Raw genomic sequence first — 15,013 nt, 5'->3', positions numbered from 1 at the left:
GGCCTGTACTGCGGGGCATCGGCACCTGGCTGGCGCTGTCGATGCAGCCGGCCGCCGCTACGGCGGGCCGACGAAGGACGGGGTCTCGGAACGGGCTTCGTGGCCGTGACATCAGGGGAAGCCCACGCCTGCAAGTGTAGCGGCGCGGGCTCTGCAAGGCCATGCCGGCATGGCCTTGCCGGGCCTGCGCCGGTATGCCGGTTCGGCAGGCGCCTATGAAATTGTGCGTGGCCGTGCGGTGGCGCAGCCGCCACTGGCTATGCTCGGTGGCTTCTGTCGATGGAGAGTGCGGGATGACCTGGCTGCGCGTGCTGTGCCTGGGATGGTCGCTGTGGCTGGCGTGGCTGTGGCCGGCGGCGGTCGCGCGGGCGGCGGACGGGCAGTTCAAGGTGCTTGTCGCGGCGATTCCCAACACCTACCACCACGACTACATCCCGGTGGCCAAGCCGCGGTTCGAGGCGATGGCGCGGCAGCACTACTTCGAGCTGGTGTGGGCCTGGAACGCCGAGGCCTTCGAGGGCGACCTGTCGCAGTACGCGGCCATCGTGCTGCTCAATACGCCCGCCACCGACCTGAATCCGGCGCAGCGCGCCAACTTCCAGAAGTACGTGCGTGGCGGCGGTGGCGTGGTCGCGGTGCACAAGGCGTTCGCCATCGCGCGCGGGCAATGGGACTGGTACGACCGCATGATCGGCCGTTCGTTCCGCACCCATCCCTACCTGCAGACCGCGATGGTGGACGTGGTCGACCGCAACTTCCCGGCCACCGCCGGTCTGCCGCAGCGCTGGCTGTGGTCCGACGAGTGGTACGAATACGACCCGCCGTACAGCGACGACCTGGTCACCCTGCTGACCGTGGACGAGACCAGCTACGACCCGACGCTGATCTGGCCCGGGCAGGTCGCCAAGGGCATGGGCACGCCGCATCCGGTGGCCTGGTACCACCGCTTCGACGGCGGTCGCGTGTTCGCCACCGCGCTCGGCCACCAGGCCGAGGCCTACAACGATGCGCGCTACCTGGAGCACCTGTACGGCGGCATCTACTGGGCCGCCACCGGCCGCGGCATCGCCGACGAGACGGCCACGCCGGCGGCACGCCCGCGCTGAATCCGCTCGCGCCGCACGCGCGCGGCCGGGCGATCCGTCGCGGCTGAAGCCGCTCCTACAAAGGCGGGTGGCGTGCCGGCCGGAGTGCTTTTGTAGGAGCGACTTCAGCCGCGACAGAACGCCAGCCCCGGTCGGAACATTCATCCGCGCCAGAGCCAGCCATCACAAGCCCTATCAGCGCCCCGCGGCGCCACTTGTGGGAGCGACTTCAATCGCGACAGGCACCCCCGACAACGCCCATCGAGACCGATCGCCAAACATCACGCATGGCCTGGAACAGCGCAAACTTCCCTCAAGTCTCCTCACGCGGCCGCTCTGCCACCCGACCCCCGCGCGCCATGCTCGAAAACACCCCATCGCGGCGCACCCAGGCATGGAACAGGGCCGCGCACAGATGCCCCAGCACGGTGGCGAACAACAGATAGGCCAGCCACCCGTGCGCACTGCGCAGCCACGCATACAGCGCCGGGCTGTGCGGCGCGATCGGCGGCAACTGCACGCCCGGCCACAGCACGATCGGATAGCCGCCGGCCGACAGCAGCGACCAGCCAAGCAACGGCATCGCCAGCATCAACGCGTACAGCAGCCAATGCGACGCCAGCGCCGCGCTCTTCTGCCACCACGGCAGGTCGGCCGGCAACGGTGGCGGCCGGTGGCGCAGGCGGTTGCCCAGGCGCACGATCGCCAGCAGCCCGATCGCGATGCCGAGCGGACGATGCAGGTCCAGCAGCCACGGCCGTTGCGACACCGAGGCGACCATGCCCACGCCGACGAACAGCATGGTCAGGATCATCGCCGCCATCAGCCAATGCAGCACGCGCGCGGTCAGGTTGAAATGCCCGGAGGCGTTGGCGCGGCTCATTGCGCACCTCCCCGCGCCTGGCCGGTGGCCTCGGGCGCCTGGCCGCGGCCGATCTCGCGCTCGCGGCGGTTGAAGGACTGCGAATACACCGCCGAGCGGGCTGCCAGGATCGGATCGTCGGAGCCGGCGATGCCGCGCGGCAGGATCAGCGGATCGTAGTTGAGGTCGCGGCACGGGCCGCTGGCCTGCGGTTCGGCATGATCGATCACCAGGGTGCCGGCGACCACCTGCTGCCGGTCCTGCGGCCACGGCTGCGACGGATCGTTCACCGGATCGCCGGGCGCGGCGACGGTCAGTACCAGGTCCCAGCGCAGCGGCCCGCGCGCCAGTCGCGCCTGCAGATCCTCGCCGAGGAAATCGGCATCGGCCTGCACGCGCTGCGCCGCCGACAGTTCCTTGAACGGCGTCTGCGGGCGCATCGACCAGCGCACGAACCGGCTGCTGCCGTCGGCGGCGATGAAGCGGAACGCGTTGACCCCGTTGTACTGGGTATTGGCCCAACTGTCCGACCACGGCGCGGTCTTGGCCCACTGCTGGAACTTCTTGGCTTCCGGATAGCGCTGCAGGAAGGCGGCCATCTTTGCCGGGTCCGGCTTGCCGGTGGCCGGGTCCGGTTGCGCGGTCAGGGTCTGCGCCATGAAGCCGTCCGGGGTGGCCACCACGAAGAACGGGAAGCTGTTCATCGCCGTGCGCCACTGCTGGCCGTCGTCGCTGCGCAGCAGCAGCGCCATGCTGCGCACCCGCGCGCTGGCATCGGCGCCGTGCGGATCGCCGCCGCCGATCGACATGCGGCCCAGCACCGGCGCCGCGGTCTGGGTGAACACCCGTGCCGAGGACAGTGCGCGCGCCTGCCCGTTGCCTTCGAAATGCCCGCTCACGCACATGCCCTTGCTGTGCGCGCGGCGGAAGCCCGGATGCGGCGGGCCGCCGGCCTCGATGGCGTCGGTCATGCGCTGCGCGGTCAGCCGCTGCGGGCCGCCGAGCCAGCCGGCGCTCCAGGCGAAGGCGGCGGCGAGCGTGGCGGCGATCGCGGCGATGGTCGCCAGCGGCCACAAGGGGCGTGGGCGCGGCGGTGGCGAAGTGGGATCGGGGAGGGACATGGGGGACTCCAGTGGCGGCGGCGATTGGCAGTGAGACGCATGGCGTCGCGTTCTATTCCCGGTGCGGTCAACTCTTTCGTCGTCGGGCTGGCAGCGCGGCATCGCCGATCGTCACATTCGCCGGTGGCGCTTGCGGTGAAGCGGGAACCCCTCTCCCGCCGGGAGAGGGGTTGGGGTGAGGGTCCGGCGCGAAGCGACTCGCGAAGTTTGGGTGCACGAGGCTACGCCCGCACCCTCATCCGCCCCTGCGGGGCACCTTCCCCCGACAAGGGGGCCATGGTCCCGACGGGAAAAGGAAGAACAGAGCCCCTCTCCCGCCGGGAGAGGGGTTGGGGTGAGGGTACGGCGCGAAAGCGACTCGCGAAGTTTGGATGCACGAGGCTTCGCCCGTCCCCTCATCCGGCCCTGCGTGGCACCTTCTCCCGACGGGAGAAGGAACAGCCTTCCCCCGAAGAGGGGGCCATGGTCCCGAGGGGAGAAGGAACAGGGTAGTCCCTTCTTCCGCCGGGAGAGGGATTGGGGTGAGGCTCTGGCGCGAAGGTTTACGCGTGGCAACCGGCCTCTATGGGGACTCTGCTCCAAGCGCCTCGCCGATCGTCACAGTCGCCGGTGGCGCTTTCCGGTGAAGCCGCTTGCGTGTGGCAACGGGCTTCCATGGGAATCTTCTCCAGGAGCCTCCCGCACAGTCGCTTCCTGTGGGAGGGGCTTCAGCCCCGACGCCTTGCCGCTGGAGGCCTCCTGGCTGCCCCTCTCCGACCCGCCAAGCAACCAGCCCAGCCTTGGGGAATAATCCGCCTCGCCGTGCGTCCTACCCGCAACTGCCCGCTTCCGAACGCTGCCGCGAACGCCATGCACGACCTCGACGATGAATCCCTGCGCGCCGTGATGCCGCGGCTGCGGCGTTTCGCCCAGTCGCTGTGCGGCGATGCGTCCAGCGCCGACGACCTGGTGCAGGCGGCGCTGGAGCGCGCGTTGCGACGCTGGTCCAGCCGCCGCGATGCCGACGCGCTGCAGCCGTGGCTGTTCGCGATCGTGTACCGGCAGTTCGTCGACACGCGTCGGCGCGCGCAGCGCTGGCAGCGGGTGCTGGCCCTGTTCGCGCCGCAGCAGCCGACCCAGGCGCCGTCGGCCGAACAGGTGCACGAGGGCCGCGCGCTGCTGGCCGCGTTCGCGCAGTTGCCGGCCGAGCAACGCGCGTTGCTGTTGCTGGTCAGCGTCGAAGGCTTCAGCTACCGCGACGCGGCCACCGCGCTGGACCTGCCGATCGGCACGGTGATGTCGCGGCTGTCGCGCGCCCGCGAGAAACTGCGCCAGATCGGCGAAGGCCGCAGCGGCACCGGCCCTGCCTTGCGAGTACTGAAATGAGCCTCTTCCGTCCCGACGACGAAACCCTGCACGCCTATGTCGATGGCCGCCTGGACCCGGCGCAGCGCGCCCAGGTCGCCGCGTGGCTGCAGGCCCACCCTGCCGAGGCCGCGCGCGTGGCCGGCTGGAAACAGGATGCCGACGCGTTGCGCGCGGCCTGGGCCGGCGCCGAGGCGCTGCCGGCCAATCCCGCACTGAGCGCGTCGGCGCTGCGTCGGCGGGTGCGTCAGCGCCGCCGCACCCTGGCGGGCATGGCCGCCAGTTGCGTGCTGATGCTGGGCCTGGGCACCGGGCTGGGCTGGCAGCTGCGCGACAGCCGCCTGGGCGGCGAGCGCCTGCCGATGGCCGACGCGGTGGCGGCCTACCGCCTGTTCGCCGACGGCGAGCAGCCGCTGGAGTTCGACGCGGCCCGGCGCACCGACTTGCAGGGCTGGCTGCACACCCATTTCGGTGCCGCCGGCGCGGTGCCGGACCTGCAGGCGCAGGGCTTCGCGCTGCGCGGCGGGCGCCTGCTGTCCACGCCCGAGGGCGCGGCCGCGATGCTGGTGTACCAGGATGCCAGTGGCGCCCGCATCGGCCTGTATTTGCGTCCGGGCAGCAGTCGCCTGCACGAGGGCGAGCGCCGCGACGGCCGCCTGCTGGCGCAGTACTGGTCCGAGGGCGGCACCGCCTTCGCCCTGGTCGGCCCGGCCACCCAGACCCGCATGCGCCAGATCGCTCCGCTGCTGCGCGGGCAGGGGTGAGCGGGTCGTCCTCCGTGCGCGCCGCCAGGCAGTGGTGCCGATACCCCGGCCACGCCCCTGTAGGAGCGGCTTCAGCCGCGACGAGCGAAGTCGGAATCCTGCAGATTCAGGCTGCCTGTCGGGGCTGAAGCCCCTCCTACAGGGCACCCATCGAACGAACCGCGCGCTCTTTTGTAGGAGCGACTTCAGTCGCGACGAGCGAAGCTGCGCAGGTGCCGCCAACGGAAAGCGTCGGGACTGAAGTCCCTCCCACAAAAAGCAAAGCACACACCGCCCGCCGCCCGCCCGCCGCCATCCACCACCGCGCCGCCCTTACCCCGCGTAGCGCGCCTTCAACATCGCGTACGCCGACCGCAGCGCCAGCGCCTCGCCGCCGGCCGGGCGGCCGGGGCGGTCGCTGTCGTTCCAGGCGTAGACGTCCAGGTGCGCCCAGGCCTGCCGCGCGGGCACGAAGCGCTCCAGGTACAGCGCCGCGGTCACCGCGCCGGCCATGCGCGAGCCGGCATTGGCCAGGTCGGCGATCGGGCTGCTCAGATAGCGCAGGTACGGGCGCCACAGCGGCATGCGCCAGACCGGGTCGCGGGTGCGCTCGCCGGCGGCGATCCAGGCCTGCGCCAGCGCGTCGTCGTTCGAGAACAGCGCCGGCAGGTCCGGCCCCAGCGCGATCCGCGCCGCGCCGGTCAGCGTGGCGAAATCCAGGATCGCGTCCGGCGTCTGCTCGCTGGCGTAGGTCAGCGCGTCGCACAACACCAGCCGGCCCTCGGCATCGGTGTTGTCGATCTCCACGCTGATGCCCTGGCGGGTGGCGATGACGTCGCCGGGGCGGAACGCGTTCGGGCCGACCGCGTTCTCCACCGCCGCGATCAGCACGGTCAGCCGCAGCGGCAGCCGCTGCGCCATCACCAAGCCGGCCAGCGCCAGCGCATGCGCCGCGCCGCCCATGTCCTTCTTCATGTGGCGCATGCCGTCGGCCGGCTTCAGGTCCAGGCCGCCGGTGTCGAAGCACACGCCCTTGCCGGCCAGCGCCACGTGCGGATGGTGGGCCTCGCCCCAGCGCAGCACGATCAGCCGCGGCGCCCGGTGCGAGGCGCGGCCGACCGCGTGGATCGCCGGGAAATTGTGCGCCAGCAGCGCCTCGCCGACGATGCTCTCGCACTGCGCGCCATGTGCCTGCGCCAGCGCGCGCGCCGTGGCTTCCAGTTGCTCCGGGCCCATGTCCTCGGTCGGGGTATTGACCCAGTCGCGCACGCGCACGCAGGCGTCCAGCAGGTCGCGCACTTCCGCGCTCGGCGTCGCCAGCAACGTCGCCGGCAGCCGCGCCGGCTGCTTGTAGCGCGCGTAGCGATAGCTGCCCAGGCCCCAGCCCAGGTGCAGCGCGGCCTGCTCGTCGTCGGGCAGCGGGCTGGCCAGGCGCCAGCTGCTGCCGGCCGGCAGCGCCAGCGGCGCATGCGCATAGGCATAGGCGTCGCCGCGGTCGCCGACGCCCAGCACCGCCGCGGCCACGCCATCGCTGCCGGGCAGCAACAGCGCTGTGCCGGGCGCGGCCACGAACTGCTGCGCGTCCAGCCACGCCACCCACGCCGGCGCCTGCGCGGCGCGCCATTCGGCCAGGCCTTCGCGGTCCAGCACGTACAGCGGCAACGCGTGGTCGGGAGCATCGGTGAAGCCGGAGGGCAGCGACATCAGCAGGTCCTTGTGGGGGTGGCGCGGCCGCCGACAAGCGCGGCCTGGGCGAAGAAGGGACGGGCGCGGGCGGCGGCGCTCATGCGTGCGCCGCGCTGGCCGGCTGGGTGGCGTCCAGCCAGTCGGCCAGGCCGGTGAGGGTGGCGAATTGCAGGTCCGGCGGCGTGGACGGATGCCAGGACTGCGCGTCGCGGTTGATCCAGCAACCGCGCAGGCCCGCCTGCATCGCGCCCAGCACGTCCATCTCGATGTGGTCGCCGACGTGTAGCACCTGCGCGCAGGGCGCGCCCAGGCGCGCGCAGGCGGCGTGGAAGATGCCCGGATCGGGCTTGGCCGCGCCGTGCTCGCGCGCGCTGAGCTGGAACGCGAAATGCGCGGACAGGCCGATCGTGGCCAGGTCGGCATTGCCGTTGCTCAGCGCCGCCACCGGCACCCGCGCGGCGATCCGCGCCAGCGCCGCGAGGCTGTCCGGATAGCACTCCACCTGGTTGCGCGCGGCGTAGAACACCGCGAACGCCGGTTCCACCAGCGCCTCGTCGGCGCCGCTGTCGCGCAGCGCGCGGCGCAGGGTCAGGCGCCGCAGCTCGCTCAGGTCGTGGGCCAGGTGCGGATGCGCGGCGAACACGTCGTCGCGCAGTTGCCGCATCGCCGCGATCGGGAACATCTCGGCGGTGCGCGGACTGTGCTGCAGCAACCAGTCGTGCAGCACCTGCTCGATGCGCGCGCCGATCGGCGCGAACGGCCACAGCGTATCGTCCAGGTCCAGCGTGATCGCGCGAACGGGGAAGGAAGGCAGGGAAGTCACCGGCACATTTTACGCCAAGCGCCCCAGCCGCCGCGGGCCACGCGCCGTAGACAGCATGCCGGCGCTTTTGCGCTTCCCCATTCCCGATTCCCCACTCCCGGCCTCACTCCAGCAACCGCGCCCAGCGCTGCATGCCCTCCACCCGCGCCAGCACCATCTTGATGCACACCAGCAGCGGCACCGCCAGCAGCAGCCCGATCATGCCCCACAGCCAGCCGAACAGCATCAGCGCCAGGATCAGCATCAGCGGCGAGATCGCCATGCGCCGGCCGAGCACGATCGGCGTCACCACCTGGCCTTCGAGCATGTGCAGCGCCAGGTACAGGATCGCCGGCAGCGCCGCGCTCAGCGGATCGCGGAATTCCACGAAGCCCATCAGCAGCATCAGGATCGCGCCGATCAGCGGCCCCACGTACGGGGCGAAGTTCAGCAGCGCCACCACCGTGCCCCACAGCAGCGCCTCCTGCAGCGGAATCTTCAGTAGCACCAGGATCCCGGCGAAGATCAGCCCGACCAGGGTGTTGATGACGCTGATGGTCAGCACGTAGCGCGACACCTCGCGCTCGATCGAACGCAGGATGTCGGTGGTGAACTTCTGCTGCTGGCGGCTCGGCAGCAGCGCGATCGCGTGCCGCTGCAGGTTCTCGCCGAACACCATGAAGAAGAAGGTCAGCAGCACCACCGCCAGCACCGAGGCGGCCAGGCGCGGGGTGCGCACCAGTGCCCGGTACGGGTCGTCCATCTGCGTGCGGATCACCTGCACACGCCGTCCGCTCTCGCCGCCGGCGGCGCGCGCGAAGTTCTCCGCGGCCTGGTTGGCCTGCTGCATCGGCTTGGTCAGGTCGCGTACCTGGGTGGCGATGTGGCGCATCTGCCCGGGCGCCTGCTGCACCCATTCGGCGGCCGGGCCGGCCAACTGCATGGTCAGCGTGGTCGCCACCGCCATGCCCGACAGCAGCACCAGCAGCGCGCCGAGGAAGCGCGGCAGGTACAGCCGCTGCAGGCCGCGGATGATCGGGTTGCCGACAAGGGCGAAGAACGCGGCCAGCAGCACCGGCAGGATCACCTCCTGCGCGGCCCACAGCGTATAGCCCACCGCCAGCGTCGCCAGCACCACCAGCGAGACCGGGCCGCGCGGGCGCGGCGCCGGCGGCGGCGGAAGGGCGTCCTCGGGGGGCGGCGCGACGTCGCCGGCGTCGGCCACGGATTCGGAGAGTGTGCTCATCTGACCTGCGCTGCGGACCTGCCCCGGCACGCGTCCTGCGCACGCGCACCGTTCGGCGAAAAAGAGGGAGGCGGAGTGTAGGCCGAATCCTGGGCCGCGCGGTATGAAGACCGCGTGGCGGAGGGGGCGTACGCGCTGACCGCGCTCAGCGCACGGACAATTCGGTGGCCGCTTCGGCCGCGTGCGGCGGCGCCGGCTGGTCCGCGGTCGTGGCCGCCGCCTGCGTTGGGGCTGCTGGCTGCCGGGGTGCGACACCAGCGGCGGCGGCCTCCGGGGCGACCGCACTGGCCGCATCCTGCGCCGTGTCCGCGGCGCGTTCGGCGTGATCGGAGGCTTCCTTGGCCTGGGTCGCGGTCAGCAGGCTGGAGACCGCGCTGATCATCTGCAGCCAGCGCGCGCCGCCGAGCTTGCCGATCGCCGCCGCCGGCTCCGCGCGTCCGGCCAGGAACCCGGCGCCCACGCCCACGGCGATGATGCGCAGCGGCGTCCAGCCTTCGCGCCAGACCCGCTGCAGCGTGGTCCATTGCGTCTGCATCTGTTGCTGGCGGCCCTCCAGCACGGTCTCGGCGCGGGCGATGCGGCGCTGCAGTTGGTCGAACTTCATCGGCGCGCTTCCTCCGCCGCGGCGGCGGCGCCGCGGGCATGGTCGTCCTCGTCGTCGTCGCCGCCGATGCCCAGCTTGGCCAGCTGGCGGCGGGTGGCGTCGAGCTTGCTCATCTCGAAATAGCGCAGCGCCTGCCAGGCGCCGAGCGCGGTAACCACCAGGCTGAAGGCCGCGGTCGCCGAGATCGACGCCAGCCACGACCAGCCCAGGCGCTGCAGCACCGCGATCATCGCGCCCATCAGCAGCAGCCATGCCGAGCCGCCGAACGCGACCGCGACGGTCAGCCACACCAGCGCGCGTGCCAAGGCCGCGCGCGCCAGGGCCAGGTCCGCCGCCACCAGCTTGCGCAGCGCACGGCTGGCTTCCAGCGTGGCGGTCAGGCCCTCGCGGCCGGCGTTGCCGAATTCGCGGAACGATTCCTCCAGCGTCGGCCGTGCGGCCGCCGCGGGGTCGGGCGCGTCGGCGGCGCCGTCGCGAGCCTGGCTCTCGCTCACGTGGCTTACTTGTCGCTGCTGCGGGCCAGCTTGGCGATGATCCAGCCGGTGGCGAAGGCCACGCCGAACGCGGCCAGCGGACGCTCGCGGATCAGTTCGGCGGCGCTGTCGACCAGGTCGCGGCCCTTGTCCAACAGCACGTCCACCTGCTCCTTCGCCGCGGCGCCGCCGAATTCGGCCGCGGCCAGGCCCGACAGCGCGCTATCGGACAGCTCGGCCTTGACGTTGGCCTTGCCCAGCTTGAGCTCCTCGCCCGCCGCGCCGGCGGCTCCCTTGATCGCCTCGCCGGCGTAGCTGGCGGCCGACTTCAGGTGCGATCCGGCTTCGCTGAGGTTGTCCTTGAGGTTTTCGGTATTGGTGGGGCTGGCATTCATCGTGAATCTCCTGAGGGATGAGGGGCGACCGCCCGCTGCGCACGAACGCATCGCGGAGCGCGGGCGACAGCAATACCATCGCGGGGGTGTACGGCTCGTTAGGCCAGACGCCGCGCGCAGTGTCGCCGCTGACGCGGCGCGTGGCCAGAGGAGAAGGGCGATGCAGGCATACGGCAACAATCGCGGCGGCTCGGGCGTGGTCGCCTACGAGAGCGGCCCGGACTGGATCGTGCTGCGCTTCGTCGATGGCGCCACCTACCGCTACGACGCGCGCCACCCCGGGCCCTGGCACGTGGCGGAGATGCAGCGCCTGGCCGCGGCCGGGCGCGGCCTGAGCACCTATCTCAACCAGCACGTGCGCGACGACTACGCCGCGCGCCTGGCGTGAGCGCGGCGCCCGCCGGCGCGGCGCCTCACTGCATCAGCAGGTCGGCCTGCGCGCCGCTGCGGATCACCCGCAGCACCAGCTGCGCCGGCCGGCGCGCGAAGTTGGCGCGGTAGCTGGCCAGGTCGGCGAACTCGCCGGTGGAGGCGGCCACCACGATGTCGCCGCCGGCCAGGCCGTTGCGCGCGGCGCGGCTGCCGCGTGCGACGTTGCCTACCAGCACGCCGTTGATGCCGGACTGGCGCAGCGATTCGGGCAGGTCGGTGAAGGTCGCCCCGGCAAGGCGCGGGTCCAGCGACTCGCCGCTCACCGCGCGCGGCTGTTCCTTGAGCGTGGCCTTGACCTGCAGCGGCTTGCCGTCGCGGCGCACGTCCAGCGTCACCGTGCTGCCCACCGGCTGCAGGCCCTCGTAGTTGTGCAGCGCCTCGGCGCTGTCCAGGCGTTCGCCGTTGGCGCCGACCACCACGTCGCCCGGTTGCAGACCCGCGGCCGCGCCGGCCGACCCGCTCAGCACCCGCGTCACCAGCGCCCCGCGCGGCGCGTCCAGGCCCAGGCCCTGCGCCATTTGCGTGGTCAGGTTCTGCGTCTCGATGCCGAAGGTGCCGCGGATCATCACCCCGTTGTTCTTCAGCAACTGATCGACCACCGCCCGCGCCAGGTTGGACGGGATCGCCAGGCCCAGGCCGATGTTGCCGGCCATGCTGCCCTGCGGATTGAAGCTGGCGGTGTTGATGCCGACCAGCTCGCCGTGCAGGTCGACCAGCGCGCCGCCGGAGTTGCCCGGGTTGATCGAGGCGTCGGTCTGGATGAAGTTCTGGTAGCCCAGGCCGCGGATGCCGTTGCGGCCCATCGCCGAGACGATGCCCGAGGTCACCGTCTGGGTGAAGCCGAACGGATTGCCGATCGCCACCACGAAATCGCCCACGCGCAGCTTGCTGCTGTCGCCCAGGCGGATCTCGGTGAGCTTGTCGGCCTTGATCCGGATCAGCGCCACGTCGGTGTCCGCGTCCGAGCCCATGAACTCGGCCTTGAAGCTGCGCCCGTCGGCCAGGGTCACCTGCACGTCGTCGGCGTTCTCCACCACATGGTGGTTGGTCAGCACGTAGCCGTTCTTGGCGTCGATGATCACGCCCGAGCCCAGCGATTCGTTGATCCGCTCCTGCGGGATGTCCGGGAACAGGCGACGGAAGAACGGGTCGTTGAAGTAGGGGTTGCGGACCCGCACCACCTGCTTGGTGTTGATGCTCACCACCGCCGGCATGGTCTGCTGCAGCATCGGCGCCAGCGACGGCAGCGGTTGCCCGGCCACCGAGGCCGGCAAGGCGGCGCTGCCGGCCACGGTCTGCGCCACCGGCGCGGCCGGGGCGGGCGCGGCCTCGGCGCGGTTGTCCAGGTGCGCATTGATCGCGGTGGCGGCGAAGCCGCCGAAAGCGGCGGCGGCGGTCAGGGTCAGCAGCGTGGGCAGCGGTCGCATGGGTCGGGTTCCGGATGACACGGCGGGAGACGCAGGACAGGTGGGCGCCGGGGCGCATAAATCAAGATGAACGCGCGGCGTTTAACCGCCAGTGAAAGCCCGATGCCAGGCAAACCCACGGCGGCGTACGGCAGCGCCGCTCGACACCGGTTCAGCGTTGACAGCGGGCCCGCCCAGGGTTAGCGTGGCGTCTTCGTTCTGCCACTACATGTAGCGGTGGGGCGGCTGTTCAACCCAACTACTAGGGGTTTTTCACTGGGTCTTCACATCCCAGGGGGCGCGCGCAGTGACGCAGGGGCGTGGACGTGACAGGGGCAGTCGCCTGCCCAACGCATTCCCATCGAACGCAGGGCCGCGCCATCCGCGCCGCCACGGCTGTCGTCGTGGCACAGCGCAGACCACATACAACTAAGAGACACGGCGGACGGCCAGGCCATCCGCCCCATCGGGACAGGTTCGAGGAGAACACAACAGAATGAGCACGGTGCGCCTGGAAGTCGTCCAGACCGAGTCCAAGCAGAGCCCCATCCCGATGCAGCCTGCGTCGCAGGACATCTGGGACAAGAAGTACCGCCTGAAGACCAAGCAGGGCGAGCCGCTGGATGCCGACATCGACGGCACCTACCAGCGCGTGGCGCGCGCGCTGGCCGATGCGGAGACCACCGAGGACAAGCGCGCCTACTGGTTCGAGCGCTTCGCCTGGGCGCTGCGCCGCGGCGCGATCCCGGCCGGGCGCATCACCTCCAACGCCGGCGCGCAGGAACACAAGCCGGCCACCAGCACCATCAACTGCACCGTGTCGGGCACCATCACCGACTCGATGGACGGCATCCTGGAGAAGGTCCACGAAGCCGGGCTGACCCTCAAGGCCGGCTGCGGCATCGGCTACGAGTTCAGCACGCTGCGCCCGCGCGGCGCGTTCGTGGCCGGCGCCGGCGCCTACACCTCCGGGCCGATGTCGTTCATGGATATCTTCGACAAGATGTGCTTCACCGTGTCCTCGGCCGGCGGCCGCCGCGGCGCGCAGATGGGCACCTTCGACGTGTCGCACCCGGACGTGAAGGACTTCATCCGCGCCAAGCGCGAGGACGGGCGGCTGCGCCAGTTCAACCTGTCGCTGCTGATCACCGACGGCTTCATGCAGGCGGTGGAGACCGACGCCGACTGGCCCCTGGTGTTCCCGGTCAACCGCAAAGAAGAGGCCGACATCGACCTGGCCGACGCCGGCGCCGTGGTCTGGCGCGACTGGCCGACCCACACCAACTACATCGTCCGCGACGACGGCCTGGTCGCGTGCAAGGTGTACGGGCACATCCGCGCCCGCCACCTGTGGGACATGATCATGGTCTCCACCTACGACTACGCCGAGCCGGGCTTCATCCTGATCGACCGCGTCAACGAAATGAACAACAACTGGTGGTGCGAGAACATCCGCGCCACCAACCCCTGTGGCGAGCAGCCGCTGCCGCCGTACGGCGCCTGCCTGCTCGGCTCGATCAACCTCACCCACTTCGTGCGCGACCCGTTCACCGACCGCGCGCGTTTCGATTGGGAGGAATACAAGGAAGTGGTGCGGGTGTTCACCCGCATGCTCGACAACGTGGTCGAGGTCAACGGCCTGCCGCTGCAGCAGCAGCGCGAGGAGATCCTGCGCAAGCGCCGCCATGGCATGGGTTTCCTCGGCCTGGGCTCGACCATGACCATGCTGCGCATGAAGTACGGCAGCGCGCAGTCCTGCGAGTTCACCGAAGCCATCGCCCGCGAGATGGCCGTGGCCGGCTGGGAAACCGCGCTGAGCCTGGCCAAGGAAAAGGGCCCGGCGCCGATCATGCAGGAGACCTTCGAAGTCACCGCCGCGATGCTGCGCCAGCGCCCGGAAATGGCGAAGGACGGCTGGCGCGTGGGCCAGCGGATCGAAGGCAAGCTGCTGCACGCCAAGTACAGCCGCTACATGCAGCGCATCGCCGAGGTGGCGCCGGAACTGGTGGACGAGCTGGCCGAGGTCGGCGCGCGCTTCACCCACCACAGCTCCATCGCCCCCACCGGCACCATCTCGCTGAGCCTGGCCAACAACGCCTCCAACGGCATCGAGCCCAGCTTCGCCCACCACTACAGCCGCAACGTGATCCGCGAGGGCAAGAAGAGCAAGGAGAAGGTGGACGTGTTCTCCTTCGAACTGCTGGCCTACCGCCACCTGGTCAACCCCAAGGCGATGCCGTTCGCCGAGGCCGCCGACGCGCAGCTGCCGGACTACTTCATCGCCGCCGACGACATCCACCCCAAGGAACACGTGGACGTGCAGGCCGCCGCGCAGAAGTGGGTGGACAGCTCCATCTCCAAGACCGCCAACGTCCCCACCGACTACCCCTACGAGCAGTTCAAGGACATCTACCGCTACGCCCATCAGCAGGGGTTGAAGGGCTGCACCACCTTCCGCTTCAACCCGGCCGCCTTCCAGGGCGTGCTGGTCAAGGAAGCGGACCTGGAGAACACCACCTACCGCTTCGAACTGGAAGACGGCAGCGTGGTGGAAGTGAAGGGCAACGAGCAAATCGAATACGACGGCGAACTGCACACCGCCGCCAACCTGTTCGACGCGCTGAAGGAAGGGTATTACGGCAAGTTCTGAGGCCGCCCGTCGCTCCCCGCGTGCCGGCGCGGGGAGCGGTCGCGGTGGGCAGGCCCGGGGGGTGCGGCCCTCCGCGTTTCCCCAACGCTTGCCTACCGCCCGTCATGTGTCGCCGCCTCCGGTTCCACGCTTCGTTGCAATCGGTATAGCATCGCCCGCGTTAC

At 70.8% G+C, this 15,013-nt stretch carries 14 protein-coding genes; 5 read left to right on the top strand and 9 right to left on the bottom strand.

Features of this window, described 5'->3' with window-relative positions:
* The first annotated feature begins 293 nt into the window (after positions 1 to 293).
* The gene (locus AB3X07_RS21525) at positions 294 to 1,106 is read left to right on the top strand and encodes a ThuA domain-containing protein (RefSeq protein WP_369941105.1); all 813 of its coding nucleotides are present in this window, start codon (positions 294 to 296) and stop codon (positions 1,104 to 1,106) included.
* 292 nt (positions 1,107 to 1,398) lie between these two features.
* Here AB3X07_RS21525 and AB3X07_RS21520 read toward each other — a convergent pair whose 3' ends face one another.
* A complete protein-coding gene (locus AB3X07_RS21520; protein WP_369941103.1) occupies positions 1,399 to 1,968 on the bottom strand; it encodes a cytochrome b in 570 nt (189 codons plus the stop codon).
* Positions 1,965 to 3,068 carry a catalase family peroxidase gene (locus tag AB3X07_RS21515; RefSeq protein ID WP_369941102.1) on the bottom strand — a complete coding sequence of 368 codons (1,104 nt, stop codon included), beginning with the start codon at positions 3,066 to 3,068 and terminating at the stop codon, positions 1,965 to 1,967. The genes AB3X07_RS21520 and AB3X07_RS21515 overlap by 4 nt, the downstream gene beginning before the upstream one ends.
* Positions 3,069 to 3,917: 849 nt before the next feature.
* On the opposite strand from AB3X07_RS21515, the gene AB3X07_RS21510 reads away from it, so the two are divergent.
* Positions 3,918 to 4,433: an RNA polymerase sigma factor gene (locus tag AB3X07_RS21510; protein WP_369941100.1), complete on the top strand. Its 516-nt coding sequence runs from the start codon at positions 3,918 to 3,920 to the stop codon at positions 4,431 to 4,433.
* On the top strand, positions 4,430 to 5,176 hold the full coding sequence (locus AB3X07_RS21505; protein ID WP_369941098.1) for an anti-sigma factor family protein: 747 nt from the start codon (positions 4,430 to 4,432) through the stop codon (positions 5,174 to 5,176). Before AB3X07_RS21510 ends, AB3X07_RS21505 begins: the two co-directional genes overlap by 4 nt.
* Positions 5,177 to 5,488: 312 nt before the next feature.
* On the opposite strand, the gene AB3X07_RS21500 is transcribed toward AB3X07_RS21505, so the two are convergent.
* From AB3X07_RS21500 to AB3X07_RS21475, 6 genes are all read right to left on the bottom strand, one after another.
* Positions 5,489 to 6,859: a leucyl aminopeptidase family protein gene (locus tag AB3X07_RS21500; RefSeq protein ID WP_369941096.1), complete on the bottom strand. Its 1,371-nt coding sequence runs from the start codon at positions 6,857 to 6,859 to the stop codon at positions 5,489 to 5,491.
* Positions 6,860 to 6,938: 79 nt separating this feature from the next.
* On the bottom strand, positions 6,939 to 7,655 hold the full coding sequence (locus tag AB3X07_RS21495; protein ID WP_369944837.1) for an HAD family hydrolase: 717 nt from the start codon (positions 7,653 to 7,655) through the stop codon (positions 6,939 to 6,941).
* Positions 7,656 to 7,767: 112 nt separating this feature from the next.
* The gene (locus tag AB3X07_RS21490; RefSeq protein WP_369941095.1) at positions 7,768 to 8,889 is read right to left on the bottom strand and encodes an AI-2E family transporter; all 1,122 of its coding nucleotides are present in this window, start codon (positions 8,887 to 8,889) and stop codon (positions 7,768 to 7,770) included.
* Positions 8,890 to 9,034: 145 nt separating this feature from the next.
* On the bottom strand, positions 9,035 to 9,493 hold the full coding sequence (locus tag AB3X07_RS21485) for a hypothetical protein (RefSeq protein WP_369941093.1): 459 nt from the start codon (positions 9,491 to 9,493) through the stop codon (positions 9,035 to 9,037).
* Complete coding sequence (locus tag AB3X07_RS21480; RefSeq protein WP_369941091.1) at positions 9,490 to 9,987, bottom strand: phage holin family protein; 498 nt, start codon at positions 9,985 to 9,987, stop codon at positions 9,490 to 9,492. Before AB3X07_RS21480 ends, AB3X07_RS21485 begins: the two co-directional genes overlap by 4 nt.
* Before the next feature lie 5 nt (positions 9,988 to 9,992).
* Positions 9,993 to 10,361 carry a hypothetical protein gene (locus AB3X07_RS21475; RefSeq protein ID WP_369941090.1) on the bottom strand — a complete coding sequence of 123 codons (369 nt, stop codon included), beginning with the start codon at positions 10,359 to 10,361 and terminating at the stop codon, positions 9,993 to 9,995.
* Between the two features lie 160 nt (positions 10,362 to 10,521).
* Between AB3X07_RS21475 and AB3X07_RS21470 the strand changes: the two genes are divergently transcribed.
* Positions 10,522 to 10,749, top strand: coding sequence for a hypothetical protein (locus AB3X07_RS21470; RefSeq protein ID WP_369941088.1), 228 nt, complete (start codon positions 10,522 to 10,524; stop codon positions 10,747 to 10,749).
* A 25-nt stretch (positions 10,750 to 10,774) separates the two neighbouring features.
* Here AB3X07_RS21470 and AB3X07_RS21465 read toward each other — a convergent pair whose 3' ends face one another.
* Complete coding sequence (locus AB3X07_RS21465; protein WP_369941086.1) at positions 10,775 to 12,220, bottom strand: Do family serine endopeptidase; 1,446 nt, start codon at positions 12,218 to 12,220, stop codon at positions 10,775 to 10,777.
* 475 nt (positions 12,221 to 12,695) lie between these two features.
* Between AB3X07_RS21465 and AB3X07_RS21460 the strand changes: the two genes are divergently transcribed.
* Positions 12,696 to 14,849 carry an adenosylcobalamin-dependent ribonucleoside-diphosphate reductase gene (locus AB3X07_RS21460; RefSeq protein WP_369941084.1) on the top strand — a complete coding sequence of 718 codons (2,154 nt, stop codon included), beginning with the start codon at positions 12,696 to 12,698 and terminating at the stop codon, positions 14,847 to 14,849.
* The last annotated feature ends 164 nt before the right edge of the window (positions 14,850 to 15,013 follow it).

Origin of the sequence: Xanthomonas sp. DAR 35659 (assembly GCF_041242975.1) — a bacterium.
In the GTDB taxonomy this organism is placed as follows: Bacteria; Pseudomonadota; Gammaproteobacteria; order Xanthomonadales; family Xanthomonadaceae; genus Xanthomonas_A; species Xanthomonas_A medicagonis.
This window is presented reverse-complemented; position numbering and strand designations above follow the sequence as displayed.

What these genes read in the sequence shown, in the direction of transcription:
- AB3X07_RS21505 (WP_369941098.1), top strand. Translation starts at nt 4,430, where the DNA reads ATGAGCCTCTTCCGTCCCGACGACGAAACCCTGCACGCCTATGTCGAT.
- AB3X07_RS21460 (WP_369941084.1), top strand. Translation starts at nt 12,696, where the DNA reads ATGAGCACGGTGCGCCTGGAAGTCGTCCAGACCGAGTCCAAGCAGAGC.
- AB3X07_RS21490 (WP_369941095.1), bottom strand. Translation starts at nt 8,889, where the DNA reads ATGAGCACACTCTCCGAATCCGTGGCCGACGCCGGCGACGTCGCGCCG.
- AB3X07_RS21500 (WP_369941096.1), bottom strand. Translation starts at nt 6,859, where the DNA reads ATGTCGCTGCCCTCCGGCTTCACCGATGCTCCCGACCACGCGTTGCCG.
- AB3X07_RS21525 (WP_369941105.1), top strand. Translation starts at nt 294, where the DNA reads ATGACCTGGCTGCGCGTGCTGTGCCTGGGATGGTCGCTGTGGCTGGCG.
- AB3X07_RS21470 (WP_369941088.1), top strand. Translation starts at nt 10,522, where the DNA reads ATGCAGGCATACGGCAACAATCGCGGCGGCTCGGGCGTGGTCGCCTAC.
- AB3X07_RS21475 (WP_369941090.1), bottom strand. Translation starts at nt 10,361, where the DNA reads ATGAATGCCAGCCCCACCAATACCGAAAACCTCAAGGACAACCTCAGC.
- AB3X07_RS21465 (WP_369941086.1), bottom strand. Translation starts at nt 12,220, where the DNA reads ATGCGACCGCTGCCCACGCTGCTGACCCTGACCGCCGCCGCCGCTTTC.
- AB3X07_RS21485 (WP_369941093.1), bottom strand. Translation starts at nt 9,493, where the DNA reads ATGAAGTTCGACCAACTGCAGCGCCGCATCGCCCGCGCCGAGACCGTG.
- AB3X07_RS21515 (WP_369941102.1), bottom strand. Translation starts at nt 3,068, where the DNA reads ATGTCCCTCCCCGATCCCACTTCGCCACCGCCGCGCCCACGCCCCTTG.
- AB3X07_RS21510 (WP_369941100.1), top strand. Translation starts at nt 3,918, where the DNA reads ATGCACGACCTCGACGATGAATCCCTGCGCGCCGTGATGCCGCGGCTG.
- AB3X07_RS21520 (WP_369941103.1), bottom strand. Translation starts at nt 1,968, where the DNA reads ATGAGCCGCGCCAACGCCTCCGGGCATTTCAACCTGACCGCGCGCGTG.